The 14,742-nt window shown below is 56.3% G+C and carries 13 protein-coding genes; 3 read left to right on the forward strand and 10 right to left on the reverse strand.

Annotated elements, in window-relative coordinates; translation table 11 throughout:
* Window positions 1-112: 112 nt before the first annotated feature.
* Genes RQ738_RS07350 through RQ738_RS07390 form a run of 9 tightly spaced genes read right to left on the reverse strand, consistent with a single transcriptional unit; the run spans window position 113 to window position 9,517 of the window.
* Window positions 113-979, reverse strand: a complete 867-nt coding sequence (locus RQ738_RS07350) for a D-amino acid aminotransferase (RefSeq protein ID WP_314163509.1) — start codon at window positions 977-979, stop codon at window positions 113-115.
* 3 nt (window positions 980-982) lie between these two features.
* Window positions 983-2,203, reverse strand: a complete 1,221-nt coding sequence (locus RQ738_RS07355; RefSeq protein ID WP_314163510.1) for a D-alanyl-D-alanine carboxypeptidase family protein — start codon at window positions 2,201-2,203, stop codon at window positions 983-985.
* A gap of 22 nt (window positions 2,204-2,225) precedes the next feature.
* Window positions 2,226-3,053: a septal ring lytic transglycosylase RlpA family protein gene (locus RQ738_RS07360; RefSeq protein WP_314163511.1), complete on the reverse strand. Its 828-nt coding sequence runs from the start codon at window positions 3,051-3,053 to the stop codon at window positions 2,226-2,228.
* Window positions 3,046-4,062: a lytic murein transglycosylase B gene (mltB, locus tag RQ738_RS07365; protein ID WP_314163516.1), complete on the reverse strand. Its 1,017-nt coding sequence runs from the start codon at window positions 4,060-4,062 to the stop codon at window positions 3,046-3,048. The genes RQ738_RS07360 and mltB overlap by 8 nt, the downstream gene beginning before the upstream one ends.
* 26 nt (window positions 4,063-4,088) lie before the next feature.
* Window positions 4,089-5,210: a rod shape-determining protein RodA gene (gene rodA / locus RQ738_RS07370; RefSeq protein ID WP_314163523.1), complete on the reverse strand. Its 1,122-nt coding sequence runs from the start codon at window positions 5,208-5,210 to the stop codon at window positions 4,089-4,091.
* The gene (gene mrdA, locus RQ738_RS07375; protein WP_314163526.1) at window positions 5,210-7,054 is read right to left on the reverse strand and encodes a penicillin-binding protein 2; all 1,845 of its coding nucleotides are present in this window, start codon (window positions 7,052-7,054) and stop codon (window positions 5,210-5,212) included. Before mrdA ends, rodA begins: the two co-directional genes overlap by 1 nt.
* 1 nt (window position 7,055) lies before the next feature.
* A complete protein-coding gene (gene mreD / locus RQ738_RS07380) occupies window positions 7,056-7,544 on the reverse strand; it encodes a rod shape-determining protein MreD (RefSeq protein ID WP_314163530.1) in 489 nt (162 codons plus the stop codon).
* Window positions 7,544-8,449: a rod shape-determining protein MreC gene (gene mreC / locus RQ738_RS07385; RefSeq protein ID WP_314163609.1), complete on the reverse strand. Its 906-nt coding sequence runs from the start codon at window positions 8,447-8,449 to the stop codon at window positions 7,544-7,546. The genes mreD and mreC overlap by 1 nt, the downstream gene beginning before the upstream one ends.
* A 21-nt stretch (window positions 8,450-8,470) precedes the next feature.
* Window positions 8,471-9,517, reverse strand: coding sequence for a rod shape-determining protein (locus RQ738_RS07390; protein WP_314163532.1), 1,047 nt, complete (start codon window positions 9,515-9,517; stop codon window positions 8,471-8,473).
* Between the two features lie 156 nt (window positions 9,518-9,673).
* Here RQ738_RS07390 and gatC point away from each other — a divergent pair, with 156 nt between their 5' ends.
* The 3 genes from gatC (at window position 9,674) to gatB (ending at window position 13,167) form a co-directional block, all read left to right on the forward strand.
* Complete coding sequence (gene gatC / locus RQ738_RS07395) at window positions 9,674-9,961, forward strand: Asp-tRNA(Asn)/Glu-tRNA(Gln) amidotransferase subunit GatC (protein WP_314163534.1); 288 nt, start codon at window positions 9,674-9,676, stop codon at window positions 9,959-9,961.
* Between the two features lie 63 nt (window positions 9,962-10,024).
* A complete protein-coding gene (gene gatA, locus RQ738_RS07400) occupies window positions 10,025-11,479 on the forward strand; it encodes an Asp-tRNA(Asn)/Glu-tRNA(Gln) amidotransferase subunit GatA (RefSeq protein ID WP_314163535.1) in 1,455 nt (484 codons plus the stop codon).
* Between the two features lie 251 nt (window positions 11,480-11,730).
* On the forward strand, window positions 11,731-13,167 hold the full coding sequence (gatB, locus tag RQ738_RS07405; RefSeq protein WP_314163536.1) for an Asp-tRNA(Asn)/Glu-tRNA(Gln) amidotransferase subunit GatB: 1,437 nt from the start codon (window positions 11,731-11,733) through the stop codon (window positions 13,165-13,167).
* Here gatB and RQ738_RS07410 read toward each other — a convergent pair.
* Window positions 13,164-14,741: a diguanylate cyclase gene (locus RQ738_RS07410; protein WP_314163537.1), complete on the reverse strand. Its 1,578-nt coding sequence runs from the start codon at window positions 14,739-14,741 to the stop codon at window positions 13,164-13,166. The genes gatB and RQ738_RS07410 overlap by 4 nt on opposite strands.
* Between the last annotated feature and the right edge of the window lies 1 nt (window position 14,742).

The raw sequence follows: 14,742 nt of genomic DNA on the forward strand, positions 1-14,742 counted from the left end.
GGGCATCTTTGGTTAGCTTTCTTTGCACGAGCAAAGAAAGTAACTCGCGCCGGGGTGGCGCGAAAAGAACAGCCTAAAAAATTTAAAAGCTCTTCGTGTGCGAAGCGCACACTTACCGAACAGCACCCTGTCGAAGCTTATCCTTGTATACCTGATAACGATCCAGCATATCCCGCCAAACCGGGCCCGGTTTACCGTTGCCAACCGGGAGACCATCGAGACGGGTCACCGGCAGGATCTCCCTGGTGGAGCTGGTCACCCAGATCTCGGTAGCCTCGCGCAGCATCGACATGCTGATATCGGCTTCCTCGCAGTCGAGCCCGGCATCGGCGGCAATTTCCAGCACGAGGTCGCGGGTCACCCCGGGTAACAGGCACTCGTCCTTGCGCGGGGTCAGGATATGCCCGTCGTGCACGATAAAGACATTACTTGCGGCACCTTCTGTTACCTGCTCGGCCCGGTGCAGAATAGCCTCGGCGGCACCGGCCTCGCGGGCCACCTGGCGCATAAGGATATTCGGCAGCAGGGCAATGGACTTGATATGGCAGTAGCGCCAGCGGATATCGTCGTGGGTAATGGCGGCGACACCATTTTCCAGTTGCTCCGCGGGCACGGGGGCCATCGGCGTGGCCATCGCGAATACGGTCTGCTTGATGGTCTCGGGAAAGACGTGGTCGCGCCTGGCGACACCACGCGTAACCTGCAAATAGATCGAGAGGTCATTCTGGTTGTCGCGGTTGCGCCGGATAAGTTCGGCCAGCACTTCGGCCCACTGGCCATGGTCCAGCGGCCTGGCCAGGCGAATACCCTCAAGGCTGTCATCGAGGCGCTGCAGGTGCTGTTCGAGGCGCAGCAGATGGCCGCCATAGGCCGGGATCACTTCATAAACCCCGTCGGCAAAGACAAAGCCACGATCCAGTACTGATACTTTGGCTTCTTCTGCCGGCAGGTATTCACCATTCAGGTAGACGATGGCCATAAGCTAGGCAAACAGGTCTTTGAAGAAGATGAGCAAGCTATCAACAAGACGTTTCCACCAGCTACCTTCCTCGATTTCATGCAGGGCAACCAGTTCGCGACTGGCAATGACCTTGTCGTCGAGGTTGATATCGACGCTGCCGAAGACTGCATGTTTGTTCACAGGTGCTTCGATAACCGAGGCATAACTGATACTTGGCTTGAGTCTTTTATAGGTGCCACGTGGCACGGTAACGTACAGATCTTCCTTCAGGCCGAGTGCCAGCTGATCCTGTTTGCCTTTCCAGATTTTCGCATCGCTGAGTGTTGCGCCGGCTGCATAGAGTTGGTGCGTGCGATAAAACCGGAAACCGTAATTCAAAAGTTTTCTTGATTCCTGTTCGCGGGCGCGTTCGCTAGCGGTACCCAGTACAACCGATAGCAGGCGCATATCATCACGTAGTGACGAGGCCACCAGGCAGTAACCGGCCGATTCGGTGTGGCCGGTCTTTACCCCATCAACAGTCTTGTCACGCCAGAGCAGTTTGTTACGGTTGTACTGGGTGATATTGTTATAGGTGAATTTCTTTTCCGAGTACCACTTGTAGTGCTCGGGGAAGTCACGGATCAGGGCGCTGGCCAGCCTGGCGAGGTCGCGCGGTGTCGTGAAATGCTCCTTGTGCGGCAAACCGGTGCTGTTCACAAAATGGGTGCCTGACATACCGAGTCGCGCGGCGTACTGGTTCATCAGGGAGGCGAAGGTTTCCTCGCTGCCGGCGACGTGTTCGGCTATCGCCACCGAGGCATCATTGCCGGACTGGATAACAATGCCTTTGAGCAGGTCTTCGATGCTGACCTGTGTATTGACTTCGACAAACATGCGCGAGCCGGGCATGCGCCAGGCCTTGTCGCTGATGGTCACCTTGTCGGTAAGCTTGATATTGCCGGACTTCAATTCATGCACAACCACATAGGTGGTCATCATCTTGGTCAGGCTGGCCGGTTCCATCTGTTTGTCAGCGTTCAGTTCGGCGATGATTCGGCCACTGTGAAAATCCTGCAGCACATAGCCGCTGGCGGCAAGCTGCGTGGCAGCCGGGATGGCCTGTGGGGCGGCATTAACCAGGGCCGAACTGAAGAGAAGGAGAAAAACGGTCACTACTTGAAAAATATTGTGTAAGCGAGTCATAAAATTAGTCTGGTTACCCTTGAATAGATCATCATTGTAGCCGCTTGCCGCGACCATGGCGAACAGGCCGGAGAGCCTGTCAGTCGGTGACCACCCGGCTGTTGTGAATGCCGAGGGCGGCCAGTTTGCCGACTAATTCATCGGCAGTCTCGACATCGGGCACAGGGCCGAGGCGAACACGGTAGACGGTATTGCCATTATGCTGCGTTTCGCTGACTCGGGTGTTACCGAGTGCCGCCTCAAGCAGCCTGGCGTGCAGACGTTCGGCATTGTCACGACTGATAAAGGCGCCGACCTGCAGGTACATATTGTTGATCTTGCCTGCCGGGCTTTCTGTTGCCGGCGCGGGTGCAGTTTTGGCAACCCGGCTGACTGCGGCCGGCTCGCCGGGATTGATCGCACGTACCTCGACGAAGCCGGTGCCCTTGCCAAGGATACCGAGGCGGTAGGCCGCGGCGTAAGAAAGATCGATGATCCGGTTCTCGTGGAAGGGTCCACGGTCATTGACCTTGACGATTACGCGGCGATTGTTCTTCAGGTTAGTAACTTCGACATACGTTGGCAGCGGCAGGGATTTGTGTGCCGCGGTCATGGCATACATGTCATAGGGTTCACCGCTCGAGGTGCGACGACCGTGAAACTTGGTGCCATACCATGAGGCAATCCCTTTTTCGGCGTAGTCGCTGCTGCTGTCCATGACCTGGTAACGCTTGCCGCGCACCATATAAGAAGCGGGGTTACCGTAGCGACTGCGCGGTTCAGCACGCGGTATGGCATCCGGCACGCTGGACAGGTCGCGACGTTCACTGGGCGCACTGTCCTGTTCTTCGAAAACATAACTGCCGCCACAGGCGCTCAGGCCTGCGCAGCAAAGGATGACGATGAGTTTACGGGCCGGGTTAACCATGTCCTTCCGCCAGTTGTGCTTCTGTATGGCGAGTACGAATTTCATTGGCAAGTTGATAAACAGCCATCGCATACAGGGCGCTGTGATTGTAGCGGGTAATGGTATAGAAGTTGTCCAGACCCAGCCAGTGTTCATGGCCTTCATCCCCTTCGAGGTTGATAACGGCAGCGAGTTGCTGGTCGTTCAGTGTGGCCGCGATATTTCCGAAACCCTGTGCTTTCAGTTTCGCGAGGCTGTGTCGGGGTTTGAGTTCATTTTCTTCCAGCAAGGCCTTGTCGTCGACGGCTGACACATCCAGCCTTCGGGTGACCGGCTCGCCGGGTTTCCAGCCATGGCGCCTGAAGTAATTGGCAACACTGCCGATGGCATCGGCGGTATCGTTCCAGATATCCCGGCGGCCGTCGTTGTTAAAGTCAACGGCGTAATGACGGTAGCTGCTGGAGATAAACTGTGGCTGCCCCATGGCCCCGGCGTAGGAGCCGAGCAGGCTCATCGGATCGACCTGTTCTTCGCGGGTCATGAGCAGGTAATGTTCCAGCTCGCTGCGGAAAAACTTGCTTCTCGGTGGATAGTCGAAGGCCAGTGTCGACAAGGCATCGATGACACGAAAGCTGCCCTTATGCTGGCCATAGCGGGTCTCGACGCCGATGATGGCGACGATAACCGCCGGATCGACACCGTATTCCTGTTCGGCACGGGCAAGCAGGTCGGCATGGCGGCTCCAGAACTCGACGCCGCCTTCAATGCGGGCCTCGGTGAGAAAGATGGGGCGATAGTCTTTCCAGGCCTTCTTTTCAGCGGGGCGCGACATCGCCTTGATAATGGACTCCTTGAGGCGGGTTTCGGCAAACCATTGCTGCAGCTCCTGCATCTCGAAACCGTGCTGACTATGCATTTGCTGGATGAAGCTTTTTACTTCGCTGCGCTCAGTGAGTGCTTCTGCCTGGGCGGGCAGGTTAAACAGGCTGAGCAGGCAGAAGGGTAGTATTTTCAGGTAGCGTGATGACATAGGTTTCTCTTGTTTTCCAGGCATGGTTATTGTGACAACAATTTTCGATGAGTGTGCACTGACATGAGAATACCGAAAGCGATCATCAGGGTCACCATGGAGGTGCCGCCGTAGCTGACAATCGGCAGCGGCAGGCCGACCACCGGCAACAGGCCGGTAACCATGCCAATATTGACGACCATGCCAAAAAAGAAAGTGATTGCGATGCTGCCGGCGAGCAGGCGGCCAAAGGTATCCTGTGCCTGGCTGGCAATATACAGGCCGCGGGCGACGATAAACAGGTACATCATCAGCAGCAGCATAATCCCCAGCAGGCCAAATTCCTCGCCATACACGGCAAAGATAAAGTCCGTTGACCGTTCCGGCAGGAATTCGAGGTGTGACTGGGTGCCGTTCAGCCAGCCCTTGCCATAGGTGCCGCCGGAGCCAATGGCAATCTTGGATTGGACAATGTGCCAGCCCGCACCGAGGGGGTCATTTTCGGGGTTGAGAAAGGTCAGCACGCGGCGGCGCTGGTAATCGTGCATGAGATACCAGAGCAGTGGTGCGGTGGCCAGGGCAGTGAATATCGAGGCAAAGACGAAACGCCAGCGAATACCGGATAGCAACATGACGAAGATCCCCGAAGCGACAATCATGATGGCGGTACCGAGATCGGGTTGTTTGGCAATGAGCAGGGCGGGCACAATGATAAGCAGGCCGCAGACCATGATGTGTTTCAGTCGCGGCGGCAGGGCAACATCATTCAGGTACCAGGCGAGCATCATCGGCAGGGTGATCTTGAGGATCTCGGAGGGCTGGAAACGTACCACGCCGAGATCCAGCCAGCGCTGTGCGCCCTTGCTGGAGACACCAAAACCGGAGAGTGTGGCGATGAGTAACAATACGCCAATGCCGAATAACCACGGCGTCCAGAACCTGAGTTGCTGGGGCGGGATCTGGGCAATGATAAACATGATGCCGAAGGCCACGCCGAGTCGGGTGAGCTGGCGGTAGATAATGTCCATATCCTGGTTGCTGGCGCTATACAGAATCACCAGCCCGAGGGCGGCGAGCATGAGCAGGCCGACCAGCAGGGTCAGGTCGATATGCAGGCTCCGGGCTATGCTGAAACCATAGCTATGTCTGGATTTATAGCCTTCCAGCATTATTGTTCCTTTCCTGTCAGGTAATAATCCAGCAGTTTACGCGCAAGCGGTGCCGCCGTGGTGCTGCCGCCGCCCGCATTTTCGGCGATGACGGCAATCGCAATCTCCGGTTTTTCGGCGGGGGCGAAGGCGATGAACAGCGAGTGGTCGCGCAGGCGCTCGGCAATCTCGTCGGCTTCGTACTCTTCGTCCTGGGCGATGCCGAATACCTGGGCGGTACCGGTTTTACCGGCAATCTCGTATGTTGCCCCGGCCCCGCTGGCTCTACCCGTGCCCCGGGCGCTATGCATGACACGGGTCATGGAGTGAATCACGCTGTGCCAGTGGGCCGGATTTTTGAGCACGACGGGCTCGAGGCGTTTGGCCTGATGCAAGACAGGCTCACCATCATTGCCCGCCTGCAGGGCATGCAGGACACTGGGCTGCATGCGTTGCCCATGCATGGCCAGGGTGGCTGCGGCGCTGGCCAATTGTAGCGGTGTCGTCAGGGTAAAGCCCTGGCCGATGCCGGTAATCAGGGTTTCGCCCGGGTACCACACCTGCTGGCGTTCACGGCGTTTCCATTCCGATGAAGGCATAAGCCCGGCGAGTTCACCCACCAGGTCGATACCGGTTTTCTGGCCGAAGCCGAAACGGCTCATGAAGCTGTGCATACGATCGATCTTGAGACGATGCGCGAGCTCGTAAAAGTAAACGTCACAGGATTCAACAATAGCCTTGTCGAGATCGGTTTCGCCGTGGCCGGTTTTTTTCCAGTCACGATAGCGGTGATCTTCTCCCTGTAATTCATACCAGCCGGGGCAGAAGGTACTGTGCCTGGCCAGGCCGGCCTCGAGACCGGCCAGGCCCATAAAAGGTTTGATCGTGGAACCGGGGGGATACTGGCCAAGTAATGAGCGGTTGAACAAGGGTTTGTCTTTCGAGGTGCGCAACGTCTGATAGCTCTTGTTATCGATACCGGTCACAAAGGGGTTCGGGTCGTAACCGGGTTTACTGAGCAGTGTTATCACCTCGCCGGTTTTCGGTACGATGGCGACAACGGAACCACGGTACTTGCCGAGCAGGTGGTCCGCGAGGGCCTGCATTTCGAAATCGATATTCAGGTAGAGGTTTTTGCCCGGGATGGCGGGAGTCTCATTCAGAACCCGCAGGGTGCGGCCCTGGGCATTGACTTCCGCTTCAAGATAGCCGACCTGTCCGTGCAGAATATCTTCATAGGCACGTTCGACACCCAGTTTACCGATATGGGTGGTGGCACTGTAATTCGCATTATCAATCCGGCGTAATTCTTTTTCATCAATGCGACTGACATAGCCAATTACATGCACGCCCAGTTTGCCGCGGGGATAATAACGGATCAGCCGCGCCTGTATGTCGACTCCCGGAAAACGGTGACGATTCACGGCGAAGCGTGCGACCTCCTCATCATTGAGACGGTAACGCAGTGGTACGCTGTCAAAACGACGTTTCTGTTTCAGCAAGCGCTGAAAGTGTTCAATGTCCTCGTCATTAATTGTAATGATCTTGCGCAAAGCGGAGAGCGTATCCTCCATATTGACGATTTGCTCAGGTGTCAATTCAAGGCTGAATGAAGGAATGTTTTCCGCCAGCAAAATTCCATTGCGGTCATAAATGAGCCCGCGGGTGGGGGGCACAGAAACAATCTTGACCCGGTTCTTCTGGGAAAGTGTTTCGTAGTGTTCGTGATTGAGCACTTGCAGATACACCAGGCGTGAGACCAGCCCGATCAGAACCAGGACGACAACCACAAAGGCGATGACCGCGCGCTGCGTAAACAGCCGCGTTTCGTGGGCATGGTCCTTGATCGTCAAGTGGCGTGACATACTACTGAACCCGGAAGTGACGGCGTACGCCCCGCATTACAATAAACAGCCATGGCCAGAGTGCGGCACTGATCAGCGAGGGCAACCAGTAACTCCAGCTTGTGGGCGGCGTATGAATAATGCCATTAATCCAGAGGTTGATCAGCTGGGCCATGGCCACCAGCACCAGGATAGCAAAACCTTGTTGCATCAGCGGAAATAAGCGGATGCGTTGGTGCAGCTTGAGTGCCAGGAAGGCCACGATAGCGAGGGCCAGTGCGTGCTGGCCCAGCAGGCTGCCGGTGCTGACATCCAGCATCAGCCCGGCGACCCATGCCCAGCCGATGCCGATACGGTACGGCAAGGCCATGCACCAGTAGATAAGCACCAGGGTGACCCATTCAGGTCGCAGGCCCTTGAGCATTTCCGGCAGTGGCAACATGGTAAGGAGCAAGGCTGCCACAAAGCTCATGACAATAATCACCCCGCCACTATGTCGGGCGTGGGCCATTAGCGGGTCGCCTCGCCGGTTGGTTGCGTGGTTTCATTTCCGGTTGCTTCCGTTGCAGTCTGTGCCGCAGCTCTATCCAGGGGATTGTCAGCAGGCCAGACCAGCAACACTTCACGGCTGCGCTGCAGCTTTGCCACCGGTTCGGCGATAACATGTAAATAGGCCTGCCCCGGTACATTCCGGACACTGGAAACCCGGGCCACCGGGTAGCCGGCCGGGAAGCGTCCGCCAAGCCCGGAGCTGACCAGCAGTTCACCTTCCCGCAGGCGGGTGTTACTCGGCATGTGCAGCAGCTCCAGCTCGTTGGGGCGTCCCGTGCCTACGGCGATAGCCCGCTGACCGGTACTGTTCATCTGGATGGGCAAGGCATGACTCGGGTCGGTGATCAACATGGCTGTACTCGAGTAACGACTGACGTGAATGACCTGGCCAATGATGCCATCGGCATCCAGTAGTGGCTGACCGATATAGATATTGTCATTGCTACCCTTGTTGATAACAAATTGCCGGGTAAAGGGGTCGAGGTCTACACGGACCAGCTCTGCGATTAAAACCTTATCGCCAACCTTGAAAGAAGAGTCGAGCAAGGCGCGCAAACGCATGTTCTCTGACTCAAGTGCAGAGAACTTTTGTAGCTGACCTTTTAGCAACAGGTTCTGGGTGCGCAACTCTTTATTTTCAGATAAAAGACGCGTACGCGTTGCGAAGGTTTCGCTAATGCCATCCGCCAGGACAAACGGCAGGTCAATGACCTGCCGTAAAGGTTCCAGAACAAGACTAAGGTCAGAACGCAAATTTTCGAGATGTTGGTAGCGGTGGTCCATTGTCATCATAACAATCGAAATGATGACAAACAGAATCAGACGTGCGCTGAGTAATGGGCCTTGTGAGAAAAGCGATTTGATAGCTGGTTCCTGTTCGGCACGTTATTCCAGATCAAAGATATCGATGCTGTGTTCATCGATCATTTCGAGAACGCGGCCACCGCCACGGGCAACACAGGTCAAGGGATCCTCGGCGACGATAACGGGCAGACCGGTTTCTTCCGAGAGCAGCTTGTCAAGGTCACGCAAGAGCGCGCCACCACCGGTCAATACCATGCCGCGTTCAGCAACATCGGAGCCCAGTTCAGGCGGGGTCTGTTCGAGCGCGGTTTTAACCGCACTGACAATGCCTGAAAGAGGTTCCTGCAGTGCTTCGAGGATCTCGTTACTGTTCAGGGTGAAGCTGCGCGGCACACCTTCGGCAAGATTACGGCCCTTGACTTCGAGCTCCTTGACCTCGTTGGCCGGGAACGCGGCACCGATACTCAGCTTGATCTTTTCGGCAGTTGATTCACCGATGAGACTGCCGTAGTTACGGCGCACATAACTGATGATGGCTTCATCGAAACGATCCCCGCCGATGCGTACGGATGCCGAGTAAACAATACCGTTCAGGGAGATAACGGCCACTTCGGTGGTACCGCCACCGATATCAAGCACCATGGAACCTTGTGCCTCGCCCACCGGCATGCCGGCACCGATTGCCGCCGCCATGGGCTCATCGATAAGGTAGACTTCACGGGCACCGGCACCGAGTGCGGATTCGCGAATGGCGCGACGCTCAACCTGGGTGGAGCCACATGGCACGCAAACGACCACGCGCGGACTCGGGCGGAAGAATTTTGTTTCATGAACCTTGTGTATGAAAGACTGCAACATTTTTTCAGTGACGTTGAAGTCGGCAATCACGCCGTCCTTGAGTGGACGAATGGCGGTGATGTTACCCGGGGTTCGCCCGAGCATCATTTTCGCTTCGGCACCAACGGCGGCGATACTTTTTGAGCCACTGCTGCCACGGTCCTGGCGAATGGCAACTACCGATGGTTCATTAAGAACAATGCCCTGGCCGCGCGCATAGATGAGGGTGTTGGCAGTACCCAGGTCAATAGAAAGGTCGGTAGAGAAAAGACCGCGTAAAGAGTTTAACATGCTGTTATTTGTCCCGTTTGTACTGGCATACTGCTGAATTATTGCGCTACTCTATCAACGCGCAGGGTTTTGGGCAAGACAGTAATTGTGATAAGTTTCGCATCCTGAGCCAGCCATAAATTAAATTCCCGTATGGGTCGAGAGAGCAAAGTTGATATGTCCCTGAGTCGCGATGATGTCGAAAAGATAGCCCACCTGGCCATGCTGGCCATTAGTGAAGAGGATATTGCGGATTATGCGAGTGATTTGTCGAATATCCTCGACCTGGTCGGCCAGATGGAGGCTGTCGATACCGACTCGGTCACCCCTATGGCCCATCCCCTGAACATGCCCCAGCGCTTGCGCCCGGACGTCGTGACCGAGACGGACCAGCGTGACCGCTTCCAGCAGAACGCGCCGAGTGTTGAAAATGGCCTGTTTCTGGTTCCCAGGGTTGTCGAGTAGGTCAGGCAAGATCAACGCCCACCCATACCTTTTATAGAGCCCCAATCAACTAATTGAAACCGCATGCATACCAAGACCATTAGTGAATTAGCCGCCGCCTTGCGCGCCGGGGAGTTTTCCAGCGAGGAGTTGACCCGCGCCTATCTCGAGCGTATTCAGTTACTTGACCCGAAAATAAACAGTTACATCACTGTCGCCGAGGAGCAGGCGCTGGCGATGGCCCGCGCTGCCGATGCCCGTTTTGCCACTGGCGAGGTGATGCCCCTGACTGGCATCCCGATTGCGCAAAAGGACATTTTCTGTACGGAGGGAGTGAAGACGACCTGTGGCTCACGCATGCTGGATAACTTCGTTGCGCCCTATAATGCGACCACTGTCGAGCGTTTCAATGCCGATGGTGCCGTTCTGCTCGGCAAGACCAATATGGATGAATTCGCCATGGGCTCGTCGAACGAGACCAGTTTTTATGGCCCGGTGCATAACCCCTGGAATACCGATACCGTGCCCGGCGGCTCCTCCGGCGGCGCGGCGGCCTGTATCGCCGCGCGCCTGGCCCCGGCGGCGACGGGCACGGATACCGGCGGGTCGATACGCCAGCCGGCGGCGCTGTGTGGCATTACCGGCCTGAAGCCCACCTATGGCCGCGTCTCCCGCTACGGCATGATCGCCTTTGCCTCGAGCCTCGATCAGGCCGGGCCGATGACGCGTACCGCGGAGGATGCGGCGATTATGCTCAATACCATGGCGGGTTTTGATACGCGCGATTCGACCAGTGTCGAGCGTGACGTGCCGGATTACAGCGCCAGCCTGAATGATTCCATCGAGGGCCTGAAGATTGGCCTGCCCAAAGAGTATTTCGGCGAGGGTCTGGATGCCGAGGTGGGCAGGCAGGTCGAGGCCGCCATCAAGGAATTCGAGGGCCTCGGTGCCACGGTACAGGCGATCAGCCTGCCAAACACCCACCTGGCGGTACCGACCTACTATGTGGTGGCCCCGGCGGAGTGTTCCTCGAACCTGTCACGCTTTGATGGCGCGCGTTTTGGCTACCGCTGCGACAAGCCGGTTGACCTGGAAGACATGTACAAGCGTTCACGGGGCGAAGGCTTCGGGGCCGAGGTCAAGCGCCGCATCATGATCGGCACCTATGCGCTGTCTGCCGGTTATTATGACGCCTATTATCTGAAGGCGCAGCGCATCCGCCAACTGATCAGTGATGATTTCAGGCAGGCCTTTGACAAGGTCGATGTGATTATGGGTCCGACCTCGCCGGATGTGGCCTTTGGTATCGGCGAAAAGGCCGATGACCCCATTACCATGTACCTGTCGGACATCTACACCATCGCCTGTAACCTGGCCGGTCTGCCGGGCATGTCGATACCCGCCGGTTTCGCCAGGGACCTGCCCGTCGGGCTGCAAATGATCGGTAATTATTTCGATGAGGCGCGGCTCCTGAATGTGGCGCATCGCTTCCAGCAGGCAACCGACTGGCATAGCCGCGCGCCGGAAGCATTTAAATAACAAGTTGTTATTGATGAAATTGAAAAGCCCAACGCAAAGACGCAGACCAAAGAACCACTTCGTGGTTCATTACGTTGTCTCACAGAACCTCTTCGAGGTTCATTGTGAGTACCCCACCTGTACAGGTCGGGGCAACCCTGACTTTCTTCCGGAAAGTTCAGGGCAAGGCGCAGAGAACGCAAGGTATTTAGCAAATAACCCCTGCAGTTTTTGCATGTCCGACGTCCTGGCGTTGCAAGAGGTATAAAGAAATGGATTGGGAAGTTGTTATCGGGTTGGAAATTCATACCCAGCTGGCCACCAGGAGCAAGATCTTTTCCGGTGCCTCGACCGCCTATGGCGCCGCGCCGAATACCCAGGCCTGTGCCGTGGACCTCGGCCTGCCGGGGGTATTGCCGGTGCTGAATGAGGAGGCGGTGCGCATGGCGGTAAAGTTTGCGCTGGCCACCAATGCTGAAATCGGCCGCAAGAATGTCTTTGCGCGCAAGAATTATTTCTACCCGGACCTGCCGAAGGGCTACCAGATCAGCCAGATGGATCTGCCCGTGGTGGGCAGGGGCGAGCTGGACATCCGCCTTGAGGACGGCACGGTGAAGACGATCGGTATCACCCGCGCCCACCTCGAGGAAGACGCGGGCAAGTCCCTGCATGAGGATTTTCACGGTATGACGGGTATCGACCTGAACCGTGCCGGTACGCCTTTGCTGGAGATTGTGTCCGAACCGGACATGCGCTCGGCAAAAGAGGCCGTCGCCTATCTGAAGAAGATCCACTCGCTGGTGACCTACCTTGGTATCTGTGACGGCAATATGGCCGAGGGCTCCTTCCGTTGCGATGCCAATGTCTCGGTACGGCCGACGGGCCAGGCCGAATACGGCACGCGTACCGAGTTGAAGAACATCAATTCGTTCCGCTTCGTGGAGCGGGCGATCAATATCGAGGTCGAGCGCCAGATCGAACTCATCGAGGACGGCGGCAAGGTGGTGCAGGAAACCCGCCTCTATGATGCCGACAACAACGAGACCCGCTCGATGCGTTCCAAGGAAGAGGCAAATGATTACCGCTACTTCCCGGACCCGGACCTGTTGCCGGTGATCATTGCTGAAGAGACCATTGATGCCATACGAGAAACCTTGCCGGAATTGCCAGTTGCCAAACAGCAACGTTTTGTCAGCGAGTATGGGTTATCCGACTACGATGCCGAAGCCCTGACGGCGAACCGTGAACTGGCGGATTTCTACGAGGCGGTAGTCAAGGCCGTTGGTGGTGAGGCAAAAACCTGTGCCAACTGGGTCATGGTTGACCTGGCCGGCGCCTTGAACAAGGCTTCGCTGGAGCTGGCGGAAAGTCCGGTCAGTGCCGTGCAGCTTGGTGGCCTGGTCCGGCGGATAAGCGACAAGACCATCTCCGGCAAGATAGCCAAGCAGGTTTTCGAGGCGATGTGGGCCGGCGAAGGCGATGCCGACAGCATCATCGAGCGCAAGGGGTTGAAGCAGGTGACGGACAACGGCGCCATCGAAAAGGTCGTCGACGAGATCATCGCCAGTAACCCGCAGCAGGTGGAGCAGTACCGTGCCGGCAAGGACAAGGTCTTCGGCTTTTTCGTCGGCCAGGTCATGAAGGTCATGCAGGGCAAGGCAAATCCGGCGCAGGTTAATGAATTGCTGAAGAAAAAGCTCGGCGGCTAGTCGACGCTTTTGAGGCGGTCGGCCGGCTCTTCGTCGGCCAGCAGGACACTCTGGTTACGGCCGTTCTGCTTGGCTTCATAAAGTGCATTATCGGCCCGTTTGAGCAGCATATTGAGTGCGCCCCGGTGATCGTCTTCGGGATTGAGCGTAGCGATACCGCAGCTGATGGTCATATGGATACGCTCCCCTTCGTAATAAACAAAGACCTTTTCAATGGCGAGCCGGATCTTTTCCGCCAGCGCGAGCATACCTTGCCGCCCTTCACCAAGGGTGAGGATCAGGAATTCTTCTCCCCCCATTCTGAACAGGTAATCATTCTGCCGTGACTGATTACGCATTGCGGCGGCGAATTCCATCAGGCACTGATCGCCGGCCAGATGGCCGTACTTGTCATTAATGCGCTTGAAGTGATCGAGGTCAATCATGATGACGGAGAGCGTGCTGTGATCGCGTTTCGCCTGCGCCTGTAGCTTGGGAAAGATATCCAGCAGGTAACGGCGGTTGTAGAGACTGGTCAAGGTATCGGTAATGGCCAATGCCTCGAGTTTGGCTTGTGTCTCATCAATGACACGTTGTTTGTCTCTCAGAGCTTGCAACATCTCGGTGAACTGGTTGAAGAGCATGTCCATTTCATTACGCGGTGTGACTTTATATAGCCGGGGGAGTTCGCCATTCGATATCCTGGCCGTAATATCCAGCAGCTTTTTCATGGGACGGTTAAAGTCGCGTAGAAAAAGCAGGCCGAGCAGAAGGATGACAAACACGCCAAAGGCGACGGTAAACAGGGTAAGACGGCTGTACTCATCGATATTGTTTAATAACTCCAGCTCAGAGATCCCGAAGTAAAAGCCGATTTCGTGATCATTATTATGTGGCACGCTGATATTCTGCAGCATGTAAATATCTGCCCCTATCTGCAGGCGGTTATTTGCCGGGGTAGCCTGCATGCCCACTGCATCCGGCAGGGTACTGAGAATGATGTTGTTGCCCCGGGTCAGAAAAATACGACCATTGCTTTGTTTCTCCAGCAAGTGCAGCTTGGACAGGTTATAGATGCGTGAGATAACAATATGGCCGAGCAAGCGGTTCTGGTAATGGATCGGGGCCGAGGTCACCAACTCGATACCCCGGCTGGTCTGGATATATTGGGCGGCTGTACGTTCCGGCGGCCTGTCCTGTTGCAGCAAGTGCAATAATTCCGCTGGCCCCTCGCCACTCAGTACCTCGCCCTTGTGCGAGACGATCATACTGCTGTCAACGGGTAACCAGCTGAATTGCTCAGCGTGACGTTCGTTTAGCGGTGCGGTGTCGGTGCCGATTTCAACCACCACGTACATGTATTCCTTGATGCGTAATTCCTTGCGCACGATTTCCGCATAGCGCTCCAGTTCCTTACGCTCCGTAACCAGGGCGGTATCGAGCAAACGGGATGTTCGCCCGAGGTGGTTGACAGCCTCATCAATCATGATGTCCCGCGAGTGCTGGAAGGAAAGCAGCAGGGTTATGCTGAGAAAGGCCACCAGCAGGAGGACGAACAGAACCAGCCGGGTGCGATATGTTGGCAGCAGGCGCATG

It is taken from the genome of Sulfuriflexus sp., assembly GCF_032250955.1.
Lineage (GTDB): Bacteria > Pseudomonadota > Gammaproteobacteria > AKS1 > AKS1 > Sulfuriflexus.

What these genes read in the sequence shown, in the direction of transcription:
- RQ738_RS07350 (WP_314163509.1), bottom strand. Translation starts at nt 979, where the DNA reads ATGGCCATCGTCTACCTGAATGGTGAATACCTGCCGGCAGAAGAAGCC.
- RQ738_RS07355 (WP_314163510.1), bottom strand. Translation starts at nt 2,203, where the DNA reads ATGGTCGCGGCAAGCGGCTACAATGATGATCTATTCAAGGGTAACCAG.
- RQ738_RS07360 (WP_314163511.1), bottom strand. Translation starts at nt 3,053, where the DNA reads ATGGTTAACCCGGCCCGTAAACTCATCGTCATCCTTTGCTGCGCAGGC.
- mltB (WP_314163516.1), bottom strand. Translation starts at nt 4,062, where the DNA reads ATGTCATCACGCTACCTGAAAATACTACCCTTCTGCCTGCTCAGCCTG.
- rodA (WP_314163523.1), bottom strand. Translation starts at nt 5,210, where the DNA reads ATGCTGGAAGGCTATAAATCCAGACATAGCTATGGTTTCAGCATAGCC.
- mrdA (WP_314163526.1), bottom strand. Translation starts at nt 7,054, where the DNA reads ATGTCACGCCACTTGACGATCAAGGACCATGCCCACGAAACGCGGCTG.
- mreD (WP_314163530.1), bottom strand. Translation starts at nt 7,544, where the DNA reads ATGGCCCACGCCCGACATAGTGGCGGGGTGATTATTGTCATGAGCTTT.
- RQ738_RS07390 (WP_314163532.1), bottom strand. Translation starts at nt 9,517, where the DNA reads ATGTTAAACTCTTTACGCGGTCTTTTCTCTACCGACCTTTCTATTGAC.
- gatC (WP_314163534.1), top strand. Translation starts at nt 9,674, where the DNA reads ATGTCCCTGAGTCGCGATGATGTCGAAAAGATAGCCCACCTGGCCATG.
- gatA (WP_314163535.1), top strand. Translation starts at nt 10,025, where the DNA reads ATGCATACCAAGACCATTAGTGAATTAGCCGCCGCCTTGCGCGCCGGG.
- gatB (WP_314163536.1), top strand. Translation starts at nt 11,731, where the DNA reads ATGGATTGGGAAGTTGTTATCGGGTTGGAAATTCATACCCAGCTGGCC.
- RQ738_RS07410 (WP_314163537.1), bottom strand. Translation starts at nt 14,741, where the DNA reads ATGCGCCTGCTGCCAACATATCGCACCCGGCTGGTTCTGTTCGTCCTC.